This is a genomic window from Arthrobacter sp. 754 (assembly GCF_040548695.1).
Lineage (GTDB): Bacteria > Actinomycetota > Actinomycetes > Actinomycetales > Micrococcaceae > Arthrobacter.
This window is the reverse complement of sequence record NZ_JBEPSC010000006.1, coordinates 18,276-33,068: the sequence shown is the minus strand read 5'-3', so window position 1 is coordinate 33,068 and position 14,793 is coordinate 18,276. Positions and strand designations below refer to the sequence as shown.

At 66.2% G+C, this 14,793-nt stretch carries 14 protein-coding genes; 12 read left to right on the top strand and 2 right to left on the bottom strand.

Features of this window, described 5'->3' with window-relative positions:
* Window positions 1-55: 55 nt before the first annotated feature.
* The 3 genes from ABIA70_RS16895 to ABIA70_RS16885 are packed head-to-tail and all read left to right on the top strand — an operon-like array spanning window position 56 to window position 3,229.
* Entirely contained in the window at window positions 56-1,384 is a 1,329-nt protein-coding gene (locus tag ABIA70_RS16895; protein ID WP_354148737.1) for a sensor histidine kinase, read from the top strand.
* Entirely contained in the window at window positions 1,384-2,037 is a 654-nt protein-coding gene (locus ABIA70_RS16890) for a response regulator (RefSeq protein WP_354148736.1), read from the top strand. The genes ABIA70_RS16895 and ABIA70_RS16890 overlap by 1 nt, the downstream gene beginning before the upstream one ends.
* Before the next feature lie 49 nt (window positions 2,038-2,086).
* Entirely contained in the window at window positions 2,087-3,229 is a 1,143-nt protein-coding gene (locus ABIA70_RS16885) for a GGDEF domain-containing protein (RefSeq protein ID WP_354148735.1), read from the top strand.
* A gap of 7 nt (window positions 3,230-3,236) precedes the next feature.
* Here ABIA70_RS16885 and ABIA70_RS16880 read toward each other — a convergent pair whose 3' ends face one another.
* Window positions 3,237-4,772, bottom strand: a complete 1,536-nt coding sequence (locus ABIA70_RS16880) for a SulP family inorganic anion transporter (protein WP_354148734.1) — start codon at window positions 4,770-4,772, stop codon at window positions 3,237-3,239.
* A gap of 214 nt (window positions 4,773-4,986) precedes the next feature.
* On the opposite strand from ABIA70_RS16880, the gene mptB reads away from it, so the two are divergent.
* Window positions 4,987-6,612: a polyprenol phosphomannose-dependent alpha 1,6 mannosyltransferase MptB gene (gene mptB, locus ABIA70_RS16875; protein ID WP_354148733.1), complete on the top strand. Its 1,626-nt coding sequence runs from the start codon at window positions 4,987-4,989 to the stop codon at window positions 6,610-6,612.
* A gap of 39 nt (window positions 6,613-6,651) precedes the next feature.
* On the opposite strand, the gene ABIA70_RS16870 is transcribed toward mptB, so the two are convergent.
* The gene (locus ABIA70_RS16870) at window positions 6,652-7,455 is read right to left on the bottom strand and encodes an IclR family transcriptional regulator (protein ID WP_502917226.1); all 804 of its coding nucleotides are present in this window, start codon (window positions 7,453-7,455) and stop codon (window positions 6,652-6,654) included.
* Between the two features lie 120 nt (window positions 7,456-7,575).
* On the opposite strand from ABIA70_RS16870, the gene ABIA70_RS16865 reads away from it, so the two are divergent.
* The 8 genes from ABIA70_RS16865 (at window position 7,576) to ABIA70_RS16830 (ending at window position 14,779) form a co-directional block, all read left to right on the top strand.
* Entirely contained in the window at window positions 7,576-8,079 is a 504-nt protein-coding gene (locus tag ABIA70_RS16865) for a tripartite tricarboxylate transporter TctB family protein (RefSeq protein WP_354148732.1), read from the top strand.
* Window positions 8,080-8,081: 2 nt separating this feature from the next.
* Entirely contained in the window at window positions 8,082-9,584 is a 1,503-nt protein-coding gene (locus ABIA70_RS16860) for a tripartite tricarboxylate transporter permease (RefSeq protein ID WP_354148731.1), read from the top strand.
* A gap of 58 nt (window positions 9,585-9,642) precedes the next feature.
* On the top strand, window positions 9,643-10,650 hold the full coding sequence (locus ABIA70_RS16855; protein ID WP_354148730.1) for a tripartite tricarboxylate transporter substrate binding protein: 1,008 nt from the start codon (window positions 9,643-9,645) through the stop codon (window positions 10,648-10,650).
* Between the two features lie 35 nt (window positions 10,651-10,685).
* Window positions 10,686-11,315, top strand: a complete 630-nt coding sequence (locus ABIA70_RS16850) for an RraA family protein (protein WP_354148729.1) — start codon at window positions 10,686-10,688, stop codon at window positions 11,313-11,315.
* 19 nt (window positions 11,316-11,334) lie between these two features.
* Window positions 11,335-12,114 (top strand): NAD(P)-dependent oxidoreductase, encoded by a 780-nt coding sequence (locus ABIA70_RS16845; protein ID WP_354148728.1) that lies wholly within the window; start codon window positions 11,335-11,337, stop codon window positions 12,112-12,114.
* Window positions 12,115-12,193: 79 nt separating this feature from the next.
* Window positions 12,194-13,531 carry a TRAP transporter large permease subunit gene (locus ABIA70_RS16840; RefSeq protein WP_354148727.1) on the top strand — a complete coding sequence of 446 codons (1,338 nt, stop codon included), beginning with the start codon at window positions 12,194-12,196 and terminating at the stop codon, window positions 13,529-13,531.
* Window positions 13,532-13,544: 13 nt separating this feature from the next.
* Window positions 13,545-13,799: a hypothetical protein gene (locus ABIA70_RS16835; RefSeq protein WP_354148726.1), complete on the top strand. Its 255-nt coding sequence runs from the start codon at window positions 13,545-13,547 to the stop codon at window positions 13,797-13,799.
* The gene (locus ABIA70_RS16830; protein WP_354148725.1) at window positions 13,796-14,779 is read left to right on the top strand and encodes a cyclase family protein; all 984 of its coding nucleotides are present in this window, start codon (window positions 13,796-13,798) and stop codon (window positions 14,777-14,779) included. The genes ABIA70_RS16835 and ABIA70_RS16830 overlap by 4 nt, the downstream gene beginning before the upstream one ends.
* Window positions 14,780-14,793 lie beyond the last annotated feature (14 nt).

The window sequence follows — 14,793 nt, the reverse complement described above, 5'->3', positions numbered from 1 at the left end:
TGCGGTCAACCTTTTGGTTGATCCGCCCTTCCCCGGAGGCGCATAAGCTGATGAAATGCTTGCCGCGGACCCACAGACCACGCCGTCGGGTGCCGCCATCCTGCGGTTCCTGCGGGTGACGCTGCATGTGGGGTTCGCGGTGCTCCTGCTGGTGGCCATCCTGCGCCTCCATCTCGGGGACGGCGCCTTGGGGGACGGCGCGGCCGACGGCGGCGCTCCAGTGGGAGCCCAACGTTACGTTTGGTCGGCGCTCGCCGTTGCCCTGGCGGTGGCCTATGTCGCCGGCACCGTATTGGAGAAGCGGTACGCCGCGGGCCGTTCCGGCTTCAACCCGCACCCTTACGCCGTCCTGTGGCTGACCCTAGTGACGGCACTCTGGGCCGTGCTCCTGGCGGGCAGTTCCGATTTTTCCTGGCTGGCCTTCCCGCTGTTCTTCCTGCACCTGCATGTGCTGCCGCGCCGGATTGCCCTGCTCACCATCACCGTGATGACCGCGGCCGTGATTGCCTCGCAGTGGCTGGCCAGCGGACTGCCGGCGCCCACCCTGCCCATGGTCCTGGGACCGCTGCTGGGTGCAGGGTTCGCCGTCGTCACCGGCCTCGCTTACCGGGCTTTGTTCCTGGAGGGCGAGGCGCAGCGGCTGGCCGCGGACGAACTCCGGCGGACCCGTGCCGAGCTGGCCAGCACCCAGCACGAGGCCGGTGTGGTGGCCGAGCGGGAGCGCCTGGCCCGCGAAATCCACGACACCCTGGCGCAGGGCCTGTCCAGCATTCTGCTGGTGGCGCGGGCCGCGGAGAAGTCCCTTGCCGCCGGCGATCCTGCCACCGCTGCGGAGCGGTTGGCGCTGGTGCAGCAGACGGCATCCGGAAACCTGGCTGAGGCCCGCAGCTTTGTCCGCGGGCTCACCTCACCGCGGCTGCAGGAGTCCTCGCTCGCGGAAAGCCTGCAGCGGCTTTGCGGGGAGACCGAAACCCTGGCCGCTGCCCGGGGCGACGCGCTGCGTTGCCGGTTCGAGCTGGTGGGCCATCCCGCGGAGCTGCCGCCGCAGTACAGCGTCACCCTGCGCCGGGCCGCCCAGGCCAGCCTCGCCAACGTCAGGCAGCACGCGAAGGCAAGCACCGCCGTCGTCACCCTGGCGTTCCTCGGTGACGAGGTCACCCTTGACGTGTACGACGACGGCACGGGCTTTTCGCCGGAAGCGGCGGGTTCCGGCGTGGCCGGCCGGGCGGACGGCAGCGGCTTCGGCCTTCGCTCGCTGGCTGACCGCGTGGGCGAACTGGACGGCTCACTGGAGGTGGAATCGGCACCCGGCGAGGGGACCGTCGTCGCCATCCGGCTGCGGCTCACGGGAGATGCGTTGTCCGGTCCGGGGGAGCAGCCCTGATGGTGAGCTTGCGTATTCTGCTGGTTGACGACCATCCCGTGGTCCGCGCCGGGCTGCGCGCCATGCTGACCGAATTCGAAGACTTCAGCGTGGCGGCCGAAGCCGCTGACGGCGACGCCGCGCTGCGCGAGCTTGCCCGGCTCCGGGCCCTGGGGGAGCGCGTGGACGTGGTGCTGATGGATCTGCAGATGGGCGCCGGAATGGACGGGATCACTGCCACGGCAGCGATCCGGCAGCTGGATTCCCCTCCGCCGGTCCTGATCCTGACCACGTATGACACCGAATCGGACATCCTGGCGGCGGTGGAGGCGGGCGCGAGCGGGTACATGCTCAAGGACGCGCCGCCGGAACAGATCCGCCAGGCCGTGCTGTCGGCAGCGGCCGGCGAGACTGCGCTGGCGCCGAAGGTTGCCGCGTTGCTGATGTCGCGGATCAGCAGCCCGCAAACAGCCCTGACCGCCCGCGAAGTGCAGCTGCTCGAACTGCTGGCGACCGGGCTGACCAACCGCGCCATCGCCCGGAGGCTGTTCATTTCCGGGGCCACCGTCAAGACCCACCTGGTGCACATCTACGGCAAGCTCGGCGTGGACAACCGGACCTCCGCGATCGCCCTGGCCGCGCAGCGAAGGATCATCCGCACTCCTGGCCACTAACGGTGCGATACTGGGCGTTCAGCACTTCGTCGTCAGGGGAACTTCGGAAATGGTCCTGGATACAGCTACGCTGCGGGTCGCCTTCGGCATCATGGCTTTGGTCCTCGGCTTGCTGTTCTATTTTTCGTCCTACCGCTACACGCGCTCCCCGTACAGTGGCTGGTGGTGCCTGGCGCTGGTGTTCTTCCTTGCCGGATCCGCCTCCTTCCTCCTCGATGGAACACCCCACCAGTGGTGGGCCAATCCGCTGGGCAACGTCCTGCTGGTCCACGGCGGCGTGGCCGTGTGGGCAGGCGCCAGATCGCTCCGGGAAGTGCGGCCGCAGCGGTGGCTTTTTACCGGGGTTCCACTCGTCACCCTCGTGGCATCCGCACTCGATAACCCCGGCACCAACACCTGGTCAGGCGGTCCGGTGTTCCTTGGCGCGATGTGCCTGACAATCGGGCTCACCAGCCGTGAACTGTGGCGGCTGGAGCCCGGATATTCGCGGGTGCGCGTTCCGCTGGCGGCCGCGGCTGCAGGAATGTCCGTGTTCTATTTCGGCCGGCTGGTGGCTTTCCTGCTGGAGGGCCAAAACGGGCCGACCTTTGTCACGTACTTCGGTTCCGCAGTAACCACTTTGGTGACGATGGTCCTGCTGGTGGTGGTGTCCTCCAGCATGTCGGCCCTCAGCAATGAACAGCAGACCCGGACCCTTCGGATGGTGGCCACCCGGGACGATCTCACCGGGCTCCTCAACCGCAAGGCGTTCCTGGACATGGCCGCGGAACTGCTCCGCGACCGGGCGTTCACCCAGGGAACGGGTGCCCTGATCCTTGCGGATCTGGACCACTTCAAAGCCGTCAACGACACCCACGGCCACGCCGCCGGCGACGTCGCCCTGCAGTCTTTCGCCGGTGCCTGCCTGGACACCGTCCGGTCCACGGATCTGGTGGGCAGGTACGGCGGGGAGGAATTCGTCCTCCTGCTGCCGGGCGCCTCCGCGTTACGGGCGGAAAAGATTGCGGGTGAGATCAGCCGCCACCTCGCCCAGGTCCCCACCGCCGGAGCCCTGGAAATGCCCACCGTCAGTTACGGCGTCGCCCTGTACGACGCCGGGACCTCAGGCGTGGAGGATCTCATCGCTTCAGCGGACCGGGCGCTGTATATGGCCAAGTCGCAGGGCCGGAACCGGACCGTGCACAGCGACTGAATGCCGCTTAGCCGTCCGCGTTGAGCTTCCCCGCCAGCCGTTCGCGCATCTGGATGCTGGCCTCGTTCAGCCCGATCAGTTCCACTTCCCGGCCCTGGCGGCGGTACTTTTCCGTGACGGCGTCGAGCACGGCGATGGTGGAGGCGTCCCAGAGGTGCGAGGCGTGCAGGTCCACCACCACGCGGCTGATCCCCGGCCCGGCGTCCAGGGCGTACTCGAACTGCGTGTAGAGGTCATTGGAGGAGGCGAAGAACAGCTCGCCGTCCACGGTGTAGGTGGCCACGGTCTCGCCGTTAAGTTCGACGACGGTGCGCTGCACGGTGGCGAAGTGCGCCACCCGCCGGGCGAACAGGGCCATGGCCGCCAGGACACCGGCCCCGACGCCGATGGCCAGGTTGTGCGTCACCGACACCACTGCAACGGTGATCAGCATGACGGCCGTCTCGGATTTGGGCATCCGGCGCAGGGTCCGGGGAGCGATGGAGTGCCAGTCGAACGTGATGGCGGAAACGAAGATCATCACGGCCACCAGGGCGGCCATGGGAATGAGGCCCACCACCTCCCCGAGCACCACTACGAGGATCAGCAGGAAGACCCCGGCCAGGAATGTGGACACCCTGCTCCGGGCTCCGGCGCCCTTGACGTTGATCATGGTCTGGCCGATCACGGCGCAGCCGCCCATTCCGCCGAAGAAGCCGGTGACGATGTTCGCCACGCCTTGGCCCCAGGACTCGCGGGTTTTGTTGGAGCGGGTGTCCATGATGTCGTCCACCAGCTTGGCGGTCATCAGCGATTCGAGCAGCCCCACCAGCGCCATGGACAGTGAGAAGGGGGCGATGGTCTGGAGCGTTTCCCAGGTCAGCGGCACGTTGGGGATGAACAGGGATGGCAGGCTCTCCGGCAGCTGTCCCTTGTCCTGGACGGTGGGCACATCGACGCCTGCAAGCACGGCAAACAGGGTGAGCACCACGATCGCCACCAAAGGTGAGGGTACCGCCGTCGTAATTCTTGGCAGTCCCACAACAATGACCAGGCCCACCGCCACGAGCGGGTACACCATCCACGGCACGCCGATCAGCTCGGGGAGCTGGGCCATGAACACGAGGAGGGCCAGGGCGTTAACGAACCCCACCATCACCGAGCGCGGGATGAACCGCATGAGGCGGGTGACGCCGAGGACCGCCAGCAGGATCTGGAATACCCCGGCCAGGACCACCGCGGCGATGAGGTGGTCCAGACCGTGGCTTCGCATGAGCGGCGCGATGACGAGCGCCACGGCGCCGGTCGCCGCGGAGATCATGGCGGGCCGGCCGCCCACAAAGGAGATGGTCACCGCCATGGTGAAGGAGGCGAACAGTCCGATCCGGGGGTCGACGCCGGCGATCACCGAGAAGGCGATGGCCTCCGGAATCAGGGCCAGCGCCACCACAAGGCCCGCCAGCGCCTCGGTCTTCAGCCGGCGGGGAGAGCGGAGGGTGGCGCGGACAGACTGGAGCTGCTGGGGCGTGCCGGTCCGGGCGTCCGGGACGGTTCGTGCGGCCATGGCGTGGTCCAATCGTGCTGTCGAAGTGCGCGGCGGCGGCTTCGGTTTTCATCCGGGATGCGGCGGCATGGCGTCACACCGGGAAATGAGGGGGCGCGGCTGCCCCTAACATTCTGGGGCATGCCGTAAGCCAACTGCTAAAATGGCGTGGTTGAAGGGCGGCCTATAGCTGGTCCAGCCAGCGCCGTAACGCAAGTAGGGGACCACACATAACATGACGGCAGGCGGGTCACACCTGAGCACTTCGGAGAGTTCCCCTGGGCCGTCCAAAAAGACGGCAGCCGCGGCGGTACTCCCGAACTCTGCTGCGCCTGACTCCGCTCCGCCGGCCAAACGCCGGGTCTATATCGCCACCTGGCAGGGGTTCCTCGGCGCGCTGATGATGTTCGTCGGCTCGATCGGTACGGGGTGGATCGCCAACGGCTCACCCATGATCCGCCAGCCCGTGGTCATCGCCCTGCGGACCGAGGGCTGGGGCGTCACGCTGTCCACCGTCCTGCTGACGGTAGGGGCCATGCTGCTGATGCGGTCCTGGCTGCGTTTGGGACAAAGGCTGGGCGACTGGAGCGGACCGTCCCTGCGCTCGGTGGTGATTGCCATCTCCGCCTGGTCCCTTCCCCTCCTGCTTGCCGTCCCCATTTTCTCCCGGGACGTCTACGCATATACCGGCCAGGGCCGCCTGGTCATGGAGGGCCAGAACCCCTACAACGTGGGCATCTCCACGCTGAACAACTGGTTCTCGCTCGGCGCCGATCCTGCCTGGGCAGAAGCCCGGACGCCCTACGGACCCTACTTCCTGTGGCTTGCCCGCGGCGTGGTGGGCCTGACTGGAGCACAACCGGATGTCTCCGTCCTGCTTTTCCGCCTGCTCGCCGGCGTCGGGGTGGTCCTCTGCGTCATCTACGTGCCCAAGCTGGCCGAACTCCATGGCATCAACGGTGCCCGCGCACTCTGGATCGCCGTCGCCAACCCGCTGTTCCTGATCAGTTTCGTCGCCAGCGCCCATAACGACGCACTCGTGGTGGGCCTCGCCGTCGCCGGCGTCTACTTCGCGGCGACGAAGCGCTACCTGATGGGCATCCTGCTGGTCACGGCGTCCATCGGGATCAAGCCGATCACCGTGCTGCTGCTCCCGTTCATCGGGGTCATGTGGGCCGGGCCGGGCGCCTCCTGGACCCGCAAGTTCCTCATTTGGGGCGCGACGGCGGGAATCAGTTTCGGGGTGCTGGCCGTCAGCGGGCTGCCGTACAACCTCGGGATGGGCTGGGTGTGGGCCATCATGGACCCGACGCCGGGTTACACCGGCTATTCGCCGTCAGGCTTCCTGGGGCAGCAGGTGGAGTTCCTCGGAAACGTGCTGGGACTGCCCGGCGGAACGTTCGCCGACCTGCTGCGCACCGGCATGAAATGGACGGCCATCGCGCTGGTCCTGCTGCTGATGTTCCGTGGCGATTATTCGCGGGCGGTGCGCCGGATGGCCTTGGCATTCACCGCCGTCGTGATGCTTTCACCCATCATCCAGCCCTGGTACATCCTCTGGTTCCTGCCGTTCCTGGCGGTCACGGGCATCCGCAACGACTGGCAGATCCGGAGCCTTTACGTCGGCGTCACGTTCTTTGTGGTGTTCGGCGCGCAGGACCAGCTTTCCGTCTGGTCCTTCGTGGAGCTGCCCATTGACGCATCGTCGCTGGCCTTCGTGACGGCGCTGCTGTTCACGTTCTACCTGCTGTTCCTCGACGTCCATACCCGTAAGCTGCTGATCGAGGCCAAGCCCTCGGACTCCGCGAGGCGGGCGCTTCACTGGGTGCGGGCCCAGTGGCGGGGCATCCGCGCCCGCTGAGCCGGTCGAACGCCTGATTGGCGGCGCCGGGGGATCCCGCTAGTAAACGGAACCTTCGAGCAGCTCAGAAAGCCTCCCCGCAGCACGCCGCAACTCCGGCACGCCGGCCTTCAGTGTGGCTTCGCTGGCAGCCTCGACAGGGCTGGTGAGGGAAATGGATTCGCTGGGCCGGCCCGTCCTGTTCGGCACGGCGACGGCCACCGACAGGACCCCCGTGGCCCGCTCGTCGGCGGAGTAGGCATAGTCAGCGCCCGGCTCGGGCAGCCGGGAGCGGAGTATTTCAGGCGTGAACGTGGACTTTTCCTGACCGGCGGCGATCGCTGCCGCGACTACCTGCCGGAGTTCGTCGTCAGAGGCTGAGGTGAGAAGGATCTTGCCGGCAGCGCCTGCTGAAAGAGGGAGCCGCTTGCCCAGCGGCAGGTCGTACCTCAGGGGGGCCTCGCCGTCGACGCGGGCCACCAGGATCCGCTCAAACCCGAGCCGTGTGTACAGCGATGCCGTGAGCCCGGTCTGCGATGCCACCTGCTGCAAGACGGGGCGGGCGGCGACAACAAGGGGATCATTCTCCAGAAAACTCCGGGCTGCCGGAAGAACGGCCGGCCCGATCCGGTAGGACTTATCCGTCTGGCTGACCATCCCGAAGTCCTGAAGCACCCGCAGGATCCTCAGGGTGGTGGGCAGGCTCATGCCGCACGTCCTGGCCAGGTCGCTGAGCCGCTGGGGGCGCTCCGCCCGCTGGAGTTCTGCGAATACTTCCAGGGCCCGGGAGAGGGACCGCATGTTTGAGGCCTTCGGGCCGTCTTCCGCAGAGCCGCCCGAGTGGGTGGAGGTCGCCGTCGTCATCCTTTCATTCTATGTAAGTCCCTTGCGCTTGACAGTACCTGTGTCTAGTGTCACTATTTCTCTGTACGCAATATAGTTTCACTGTATGAAATGAATCAAACGGACAGTTAGAAGGAACCGATGACAACGGAGTCACTGTTGACGAAACCCGGGAGCAAGGTACGGGTTGCTCCCTCCGTGCTGGCGGGCATTGGTGCGTTTGCCGCCGTCGGCGTCTACGTCCTGGTCAGCTCGGTGGAACTGGGCCTCTGGACCTCCCTGGGCCCCGGTCCGGGTTTGTTCCCGTTTGCCATGGGGGCAGTCCTTGCCGCCATGTCAGTTCTCTGGCTAAGCCAGGAACTCCGCCGCCCCAGCGAGACCGCCGAAGGCGTTGACCGGGGACTGGTGATCGCGGTCGTTCTGAGCCTGACCATCCTCGCGGCGTTGATGGACCTCCTCGGCTTCCAGCTGAGCATGTTCCTGTTCCTGCTGTACCACCTGAAACTGCGCGGCCGCAGAACGTGGGTCTCTTCCCTGATAACGGCCCTCGCCGGAAGCGTCGGGGCGTACTACGCCTTCTACTACGGCCTGAACGTGTCGCTGCCAGTTTCCGCCTTTCCCGTGCTGAACACGATCGGACTCTAGACGTGGATACCCTCAACGAACTTATGGGCGGCTTCGCTGCCGCCATGACCTGGCAGAACCTGCTCTTCGCCTTCCTCGGGTGCCTGTTGGGCACCATCATCGGGGTCCTGCCCGGCATCGGCCCCGTCGCCGGTGTCGCACTGCTCATACCGCTCACCCTGAACCTCGATGCGACCGGCGCGATCATCATGCTGTGTGCCATCTTCTACGGGACCGCGTACGGGGGAACCATCACCAGCGTCCTCCTGAACACTCCGGGGGAGGCAGCGTCCGCGATCACCACCATCGACGGCTACGCCATGACGAAAATCGGAAAGGCCGGGGCTGCGCTGACCATCGCCGCCGTCGGATCCTTTGTTGGCGGAACCATCGCAACGATTGGTCTGGTTGCCGCCGCCAAACCACTGGGGGAGCTGGGTCTGCTCGTCGGACCGCCGGAATTCTTCGCCCTGATGGTGGTCGGCATCTCCCTCCTGGTCGCACTCGCCGGCAAATCAATGGTCAAGGCCGTCATTTCAGGCGCCCTCGGCCTGCTGATCGCCATGGTCGGCATTGACCCGGTCGCCGGTGCCCCGCGGTTCACCTTCGGCATGGACAGGCTCCTGGACGGCGTCAGCTTCGTTGCGGTAATCGTGGGTGTCTTCGGACTCTCGGAACTCCTTTCCTACCGCAAGGACACTGCCGCCCCCACCGTGCATGCCCCGAACCTGCGCTCACTGCTCCCCACCCGCAATGAGTGGCGCCGCAGCGCGCCGGCCATGGCCCGCGGCACCGGCATCGGCTTCGGACTGGGCCTCATCCCGGGCATGACCGGATCCGTATCATCCCTGCTGGCGTACGGTGCGGAAAAGAAGTTCTCCCGTCACCGCAACCAGCTGGGCAAGGGCGCAATCGAAGGCGTCGCCGGCCCTGAAACAGCCAACAACGCCCATGCCAACGCCGCGCTGATTCCATTGTTCACGCTCGGCATCCCGGCCTCGCCGACGATCGCTGTTTTGATGGGAGCTTTCCTCCAGCAGGGCCTCACCCCGGGCCCGACACTGTTCACGGAACACTCCGAGATTGCCTGGGCGATCATCGCCAGCCTCTTCATCGGGAACCTCCTGCTGCTCCTGCTGAACGTCCCGCTGGTGGGACTGTGGGTCTCCATCCTGCGCGTCCCGTCCACGATCCTGACAGCGCTCATCCTGCTGTTCATGGTGATCGGCGCCTACACCATCAACTTCAGCGTCTTCGACGTCTTCGTGATGATCGGCTTCGGACTCCTCGGCCTCGCCCTGCGGCACCTTGAGATCCCCTTGGCACCCATGGTGCTGACCCTGGTCCTCGGCCCGCTCATGGAGCGTTCACTGCGCGAGTCCCTCGAAATCTCCCAGGGTGACTTCAGCATCTTCACCGGCCGCCCCATCTCCGCAGTCCTGATCGGCCTCGGCATCCTCATTGTCTTCAGCCCGCTGCTCAAGCTCCGGAAACCCAAGGCCTTGAACGAAGACCCCGAAACCTAACCGCCCGAGCAGTCCACCCCTCTGCCTGACCTGAACACCCCTTCAAAGGAGAAGCACCATGATTACCCGTACCCGCATCGCTGCAGCCTTCGCCGCAGCCACTCTCATCGCCCTCACCGGCTGCGGCGCCAACGCCGGGGCCACGAACACCGCCGCCGCCGACGACTTCCCGAAAAAGGGCAAGTCCATCGACCTCGTCGTGGCCTTCTCCTCCGGCGGAGCCGTCGACACGGCCGCCCGGCTCATCCAGCCAATCCTGGAGAAGGAACTGGGAACCAATGTCGAAGTAATCAACAAACCTGGTGCCGGCGGACAGATCGGTTACACCCAAATGACCAGTGCCAAACCGGACGGCTACACCATCGGCGCCACCGGCTCCCCGTCCGTGGTCGTCTCGCCGCTGGACCCGGCCCGCGGCGCAAAATACACGCGCAGCAGCTTCCAGCCGCTCGGCCGCCAGGTCATCGACCCCACTGTCATCGCTGTCCAGCCCGACAGCCCCTACAAGACACTCAAGGACCTCCTTGACGCCGCCAAAGCCAACCCGAAGTCCATGACCGCAAGCACCACCGGCCTCCAGACCGGCGAGCACTTTGCCCTGGCCCAGATCCAGGAAAGCGTCGGCGCCGAGTTCGCCCCGGTCCACTTCTCCGAAGGCGCCTCACAGGCCACCACCGCATTCCTCGGCAAGCACGTGGACATCCTCGTCGCCAACGTCAGCGACGTCACCGACCTGACCAAGCAAGGCAAAGCACGCGTCCTGGGCGTCATGACCTCAGAACGCGCACCCTCCTTGCCGGACGTCCCCACCTTCAAAGAATCCGGCTATGACCTTGAGGCAGGTACTGCGCGAGGCTACTCCGCCCCCGCCGGGCTCCCTGACGCCATCGCCAAGAAGCTCGAAGCCGCAATCCAGAAGGCAGTCGAGGACCCTACCGTCAAGGAAAAGATGAGCGCGCTGGGCCTCCAGACCAGCTATCTCTCGGCCGCTGGCTACGAGCAGTTCTGGGCAGCCCAGGAAGAGGACTTCAAGAAGGCCCTCCCGCTGGTCCAGAAAACCAACTGACCCCGCCATTGCACTCCTCAAGAAAAGGCGCCAACATGACAACCCCAGCAATCGACACCCTCGACGCTGACTTTCCCCGGCCGGACAAGGACATCGTCGACCGGCTTGCGAAGCTTCCCGCGGCCAACATCGGCGACGCCATGGATCGCCTCGGCGTCGCGCACTCGGCGATCCAGGCAATCTGGCCGGGAGCCCGGATCGCGGGACCGGCCTTCACCGTCTGGACCCGGCCTGGCGACAACCAGGGCATCCACAAGGCACTGGAGCACGCCCGCCCCGGAGATGTCATCGTTGTCTCGGGCGGCGGCGACGAGTCCCGCGCCCTCCTCGGGGAACTGATCGGCGAACGGGCCATCAACCTCGGCATCGCCGGCTTCGCGCTGGACGGGGCAGCCCGCGACGCCGAAGCCCTCGCCGAAATCGGGTTGCCGGTTTTCGCCCGCTCCACCACCCCTGCCGGCCCCTACAAAAACGGGCCGTTCCGTCTGGGCACGCCGATCTCATTCGGCGGCGTCCCCGTCCTCCCAGGCGACGTGATCATCGGCGACTCAGACGGCGTCGTCGTCATTCCCCGGGACCAGGCAGCCGCAGTAGCCGACGCCGGCGAAGCAGTCTTCACCGACGAAACCAACCGCCGGGCCGCCATCGTCGCGGCACGCAACTAAGCAAGAAGGACGCGAACTCATGACAGCGTGCACCATCATCGGCCTGGGTGAAGCCGGAGCCACCTATGCCGCTGCGCTCACCGCCGCCGGCCATACCGTCAACGGGTTTGACCCCGTTGCGCCGTCTACTCCTGCCGGTGTCACCCGGGCAGCCACCGCCGCCGAAGCCTGCGCAGGGGCGGATGTTGTCCTCGTCCTTACGGGAGCAGCCGCCGCGCGAAGCGTTGCCCGGGAGTGCTTGCCGGTCCTGTCGGAAGGCAGCTGTTATGCGGACTTCACCTCATCCTCCCCAGGCGTGATGCGCGAGCTGGGTCAGCTGCCCAGCAAGGCGGACTTCGCCGACGTCGCCATCCTCGGACCGGTCTCCGCGCTCGGGGAAAAAACCCCCCTGATGGTGAGTGGACCGGGCGCCCGGGCGGTCGCCCGCCTGCTGGCGCCTCTGGGTATGGATGTGGAGATCGCCGAGGGGGAGCCCGGGGCAGCCATGGCCCATAAACTCCTCCGCAGCGTCCTGATGAAGGGCATGGCCTCGGTGGTTGTCGAGGCCGTCCAGGCAGGCAGGGCCGCAGGGCTCGAGCCGTGGATCCGTGGACAGATCGCCAGCCAACTGGCCGGAGACGGCCAGGCGGTCATCGACAGGTTCCTTAACGGCACGGCCAAGCATGCCTTGCGCCGTTCCAAGGAAATGCAGGACACCGCGAGCTACCTTTCCGATCTTGGAGTGCCGGCAGAGATGACCACCGCATCCGCAACAGCACTGACCCGGATTGCCCGGGAACCGGCACCCGCCTTGCGCTGACCCCGGGGTCGGGCACAATCATGGACAGGGGTCACTTGACCAACCACACGAACGGCATTCCGCCGACAGGAGCAGCAGCATGATCGGCATCTGGGCACTCGGGGCCTACCTGACGGTCATCCTGCTGTGGACCACAGTGATCAAGCGCAGCGTCGGGGAGGCAATGATCCTCGGGTTTTTGGTGGTGCTCCCGTTCACCGGCGCCGCGGCGGGCCAGATCGGCTGGGCGGCACTCTACTCGGCCATCACGGACGAGATCGTCTACGCCACTATGGCCTTCGTCTTTATGGGGTATCTGCTGGACCGGACCGGGGTGCTTGACCGGATGATCGACCTGCTGAACTCCCTGATCGGCGGTGTCAAAGGCGGACCGGCCTGGGTCTCCACGGTGGCATCGGCGGGCCTGGGCGGAGTGGTCCACAATCAGGCCGCCATCGCCGCAACGGTCGGATCCGTCACCATTCCGTGGATGGAAAAGTCCCGGCTGGACAAGCCTTCCGCGGCAACCCTCGTCGCCGGTAACGCCGGAATGGGGATCACGTTTCCGTTCAGCGCCTCGATGTTCGTACTTGTCGGATCCGCCACGGTGGGGCCGCTGCTGGACATCAACGCTTTGGTCCTGCCGCTGCTTTTCGGCGGGCTGTGGTGCTTCCTGCACCGCCTGATCGTGACGTGGCTGCTGGTCCGCAAAAGCGGAATGACCCCGCTGGACGCTGCCCACCGGTTGTCCGTCCGGGCGGCGTTCGGGCGCGGGTGGGCCACCATGCTGCTGTTCGTCGTGGTGGCCATCCCGCTGGTCATCACCACCGGCGCCCTTGCCGACGCCCTGTCCGGCTGGACCGGGGCGGACGTCACCCGGGCGGTCAGCGTCATCGTCTGGATCCCGGTGGTCCTGATCATCACAGGGGCACTGCTGGGCAGGAAGAAGCTCCCGACGGCGGGACGCGCATGGTGGGCGCTGCTCCAGAATTCTGCACCGCGCTTTGGCATCGTCGGAGTCACGGTGGTGTTTGCCTTTGCCGGGGCTAATGCCCTCGCCGCCACTGGCCTTCCCAAGCAGATGACTGCGCTGCTGAACGGAATGAACCTTCCTTTGTGGCTGCTCGCGATCCTGATCGGCCTGATCGTCATTGCCGTCGCGGCCCCGCTCTCTGCAACGGCGACGATGGCCGCCGTCGGCACTGTCGGCGTCGCAACGCTGGTGGCCGCGGGAGTGCCTGCAACCACGGCAGCGGTGGCGGTCCTGGTCTTCTCCTCCTGTGAGGCCGCGGTCCCGCCCGGTGGCGCGCCCCTGTATGTGGCCTGCGGCATCGCCGACGTGGACCCCATCAAGACCTTCGCCCGGCTGCTCACGCACTACGCCCTGCCGCTGCTCGGCATCGGCGTCCTGATCATCCTCGGCATCCTGCCGATCTAAGGAACCCACAATCATGCATAAGATCCGAAGAGCCATCGAAGTACTCTTCGTCCTGACCCTGGCAGCCCTTCTCCTCGGCGGCATTGTCTTCGTGCTGGGGCAGGCCGTCGCCCTGATTCTTGGGCAGGGGAGCTGGCTGGCGTTCTTCAACGAAACCGTCAAGATCCCCATGTGCATCGCCGCCTCCGTCTGCGCGGTCGCCGGCTTCCTCCTCAGCTACAAACGCCGGCAGGACCAGGAACAGCCACAGGAAGCCAGGACCCTTTGACATCGCAACCGGGAACCTACCCGACCTTCGCCGGGCTGCTTGAACGTGAGGGTGTGCTGGCGGGAACGTCCTGGGGACTCTTCCCCGAACCGGACCGCGGGACGCCGTCGTTCATCACACAGGACACGGTCCTTGAGGCGAAAACCTGCATCCGGACAGGGGCCGTGTTCGGCCTGGACTATCCGGCAGATGCCTTTGACCCCGGAATGTCGCTGAAACGCAGTGCGCCCCGCCACACCATCTACTCCTCCCATCCCGCCCACCGTGACGACTTCCTGGACGGCTACTACCTGCAGGGATCCAGCCAGATCGACGGGCTGAGGCACCGCCGGGCGGACGACGTCGGCTTCTACAACGGCACTGCGGATGACCGGATCCGGGAAGGCACGCCGGATCTTGGCATCCAGGAATGGGCGGACCATCCCATCGCCGGACGGGGAGTGCTGATCGACCTCGATGGCTACCGGACCGGCCAGGGCACTCCCATCGACCACGCAGGCGGCGAACCGCTGGAACTCAGCCTGATCCAGGCGGTGGTCGAGGCCCAATCTGTCAGCCTCCGGCAGGGCGACATCCTCATGCTCCACACCGGCTGGTGCGAGTGGTTTCTTGCCCTGACCACCGCGGAAAAGCAGCAGGCCCGGGACAACCGCCGCGCCACAGGCATTGCCCAGTCGCAGGAATTCATTGCCTGGGCATGGGACAACCGCCTCTCCGTCATCGCTGCCGATACCTTCGCCGTGGAGTGCCTTCCAGTGGTACCGCGAAGCCCTTACGCTGAAAGCGCCGTCAATGACCACGGCATGATGCACCAGCAACTTCTCGCCAAACTTGGCATGCCCCTGGGGGAACTGTGGCGGCTTGGACCTCTTAGCCGCCACATGCGGGGCACCGGAAACTGGGACGCCTTCATCAGCATCAAGCCCCTGAACATCACCGGAGGCACCGGGTCACCCGCCAACGCCACCGCACTGACCTGATCGGGACGGATGGG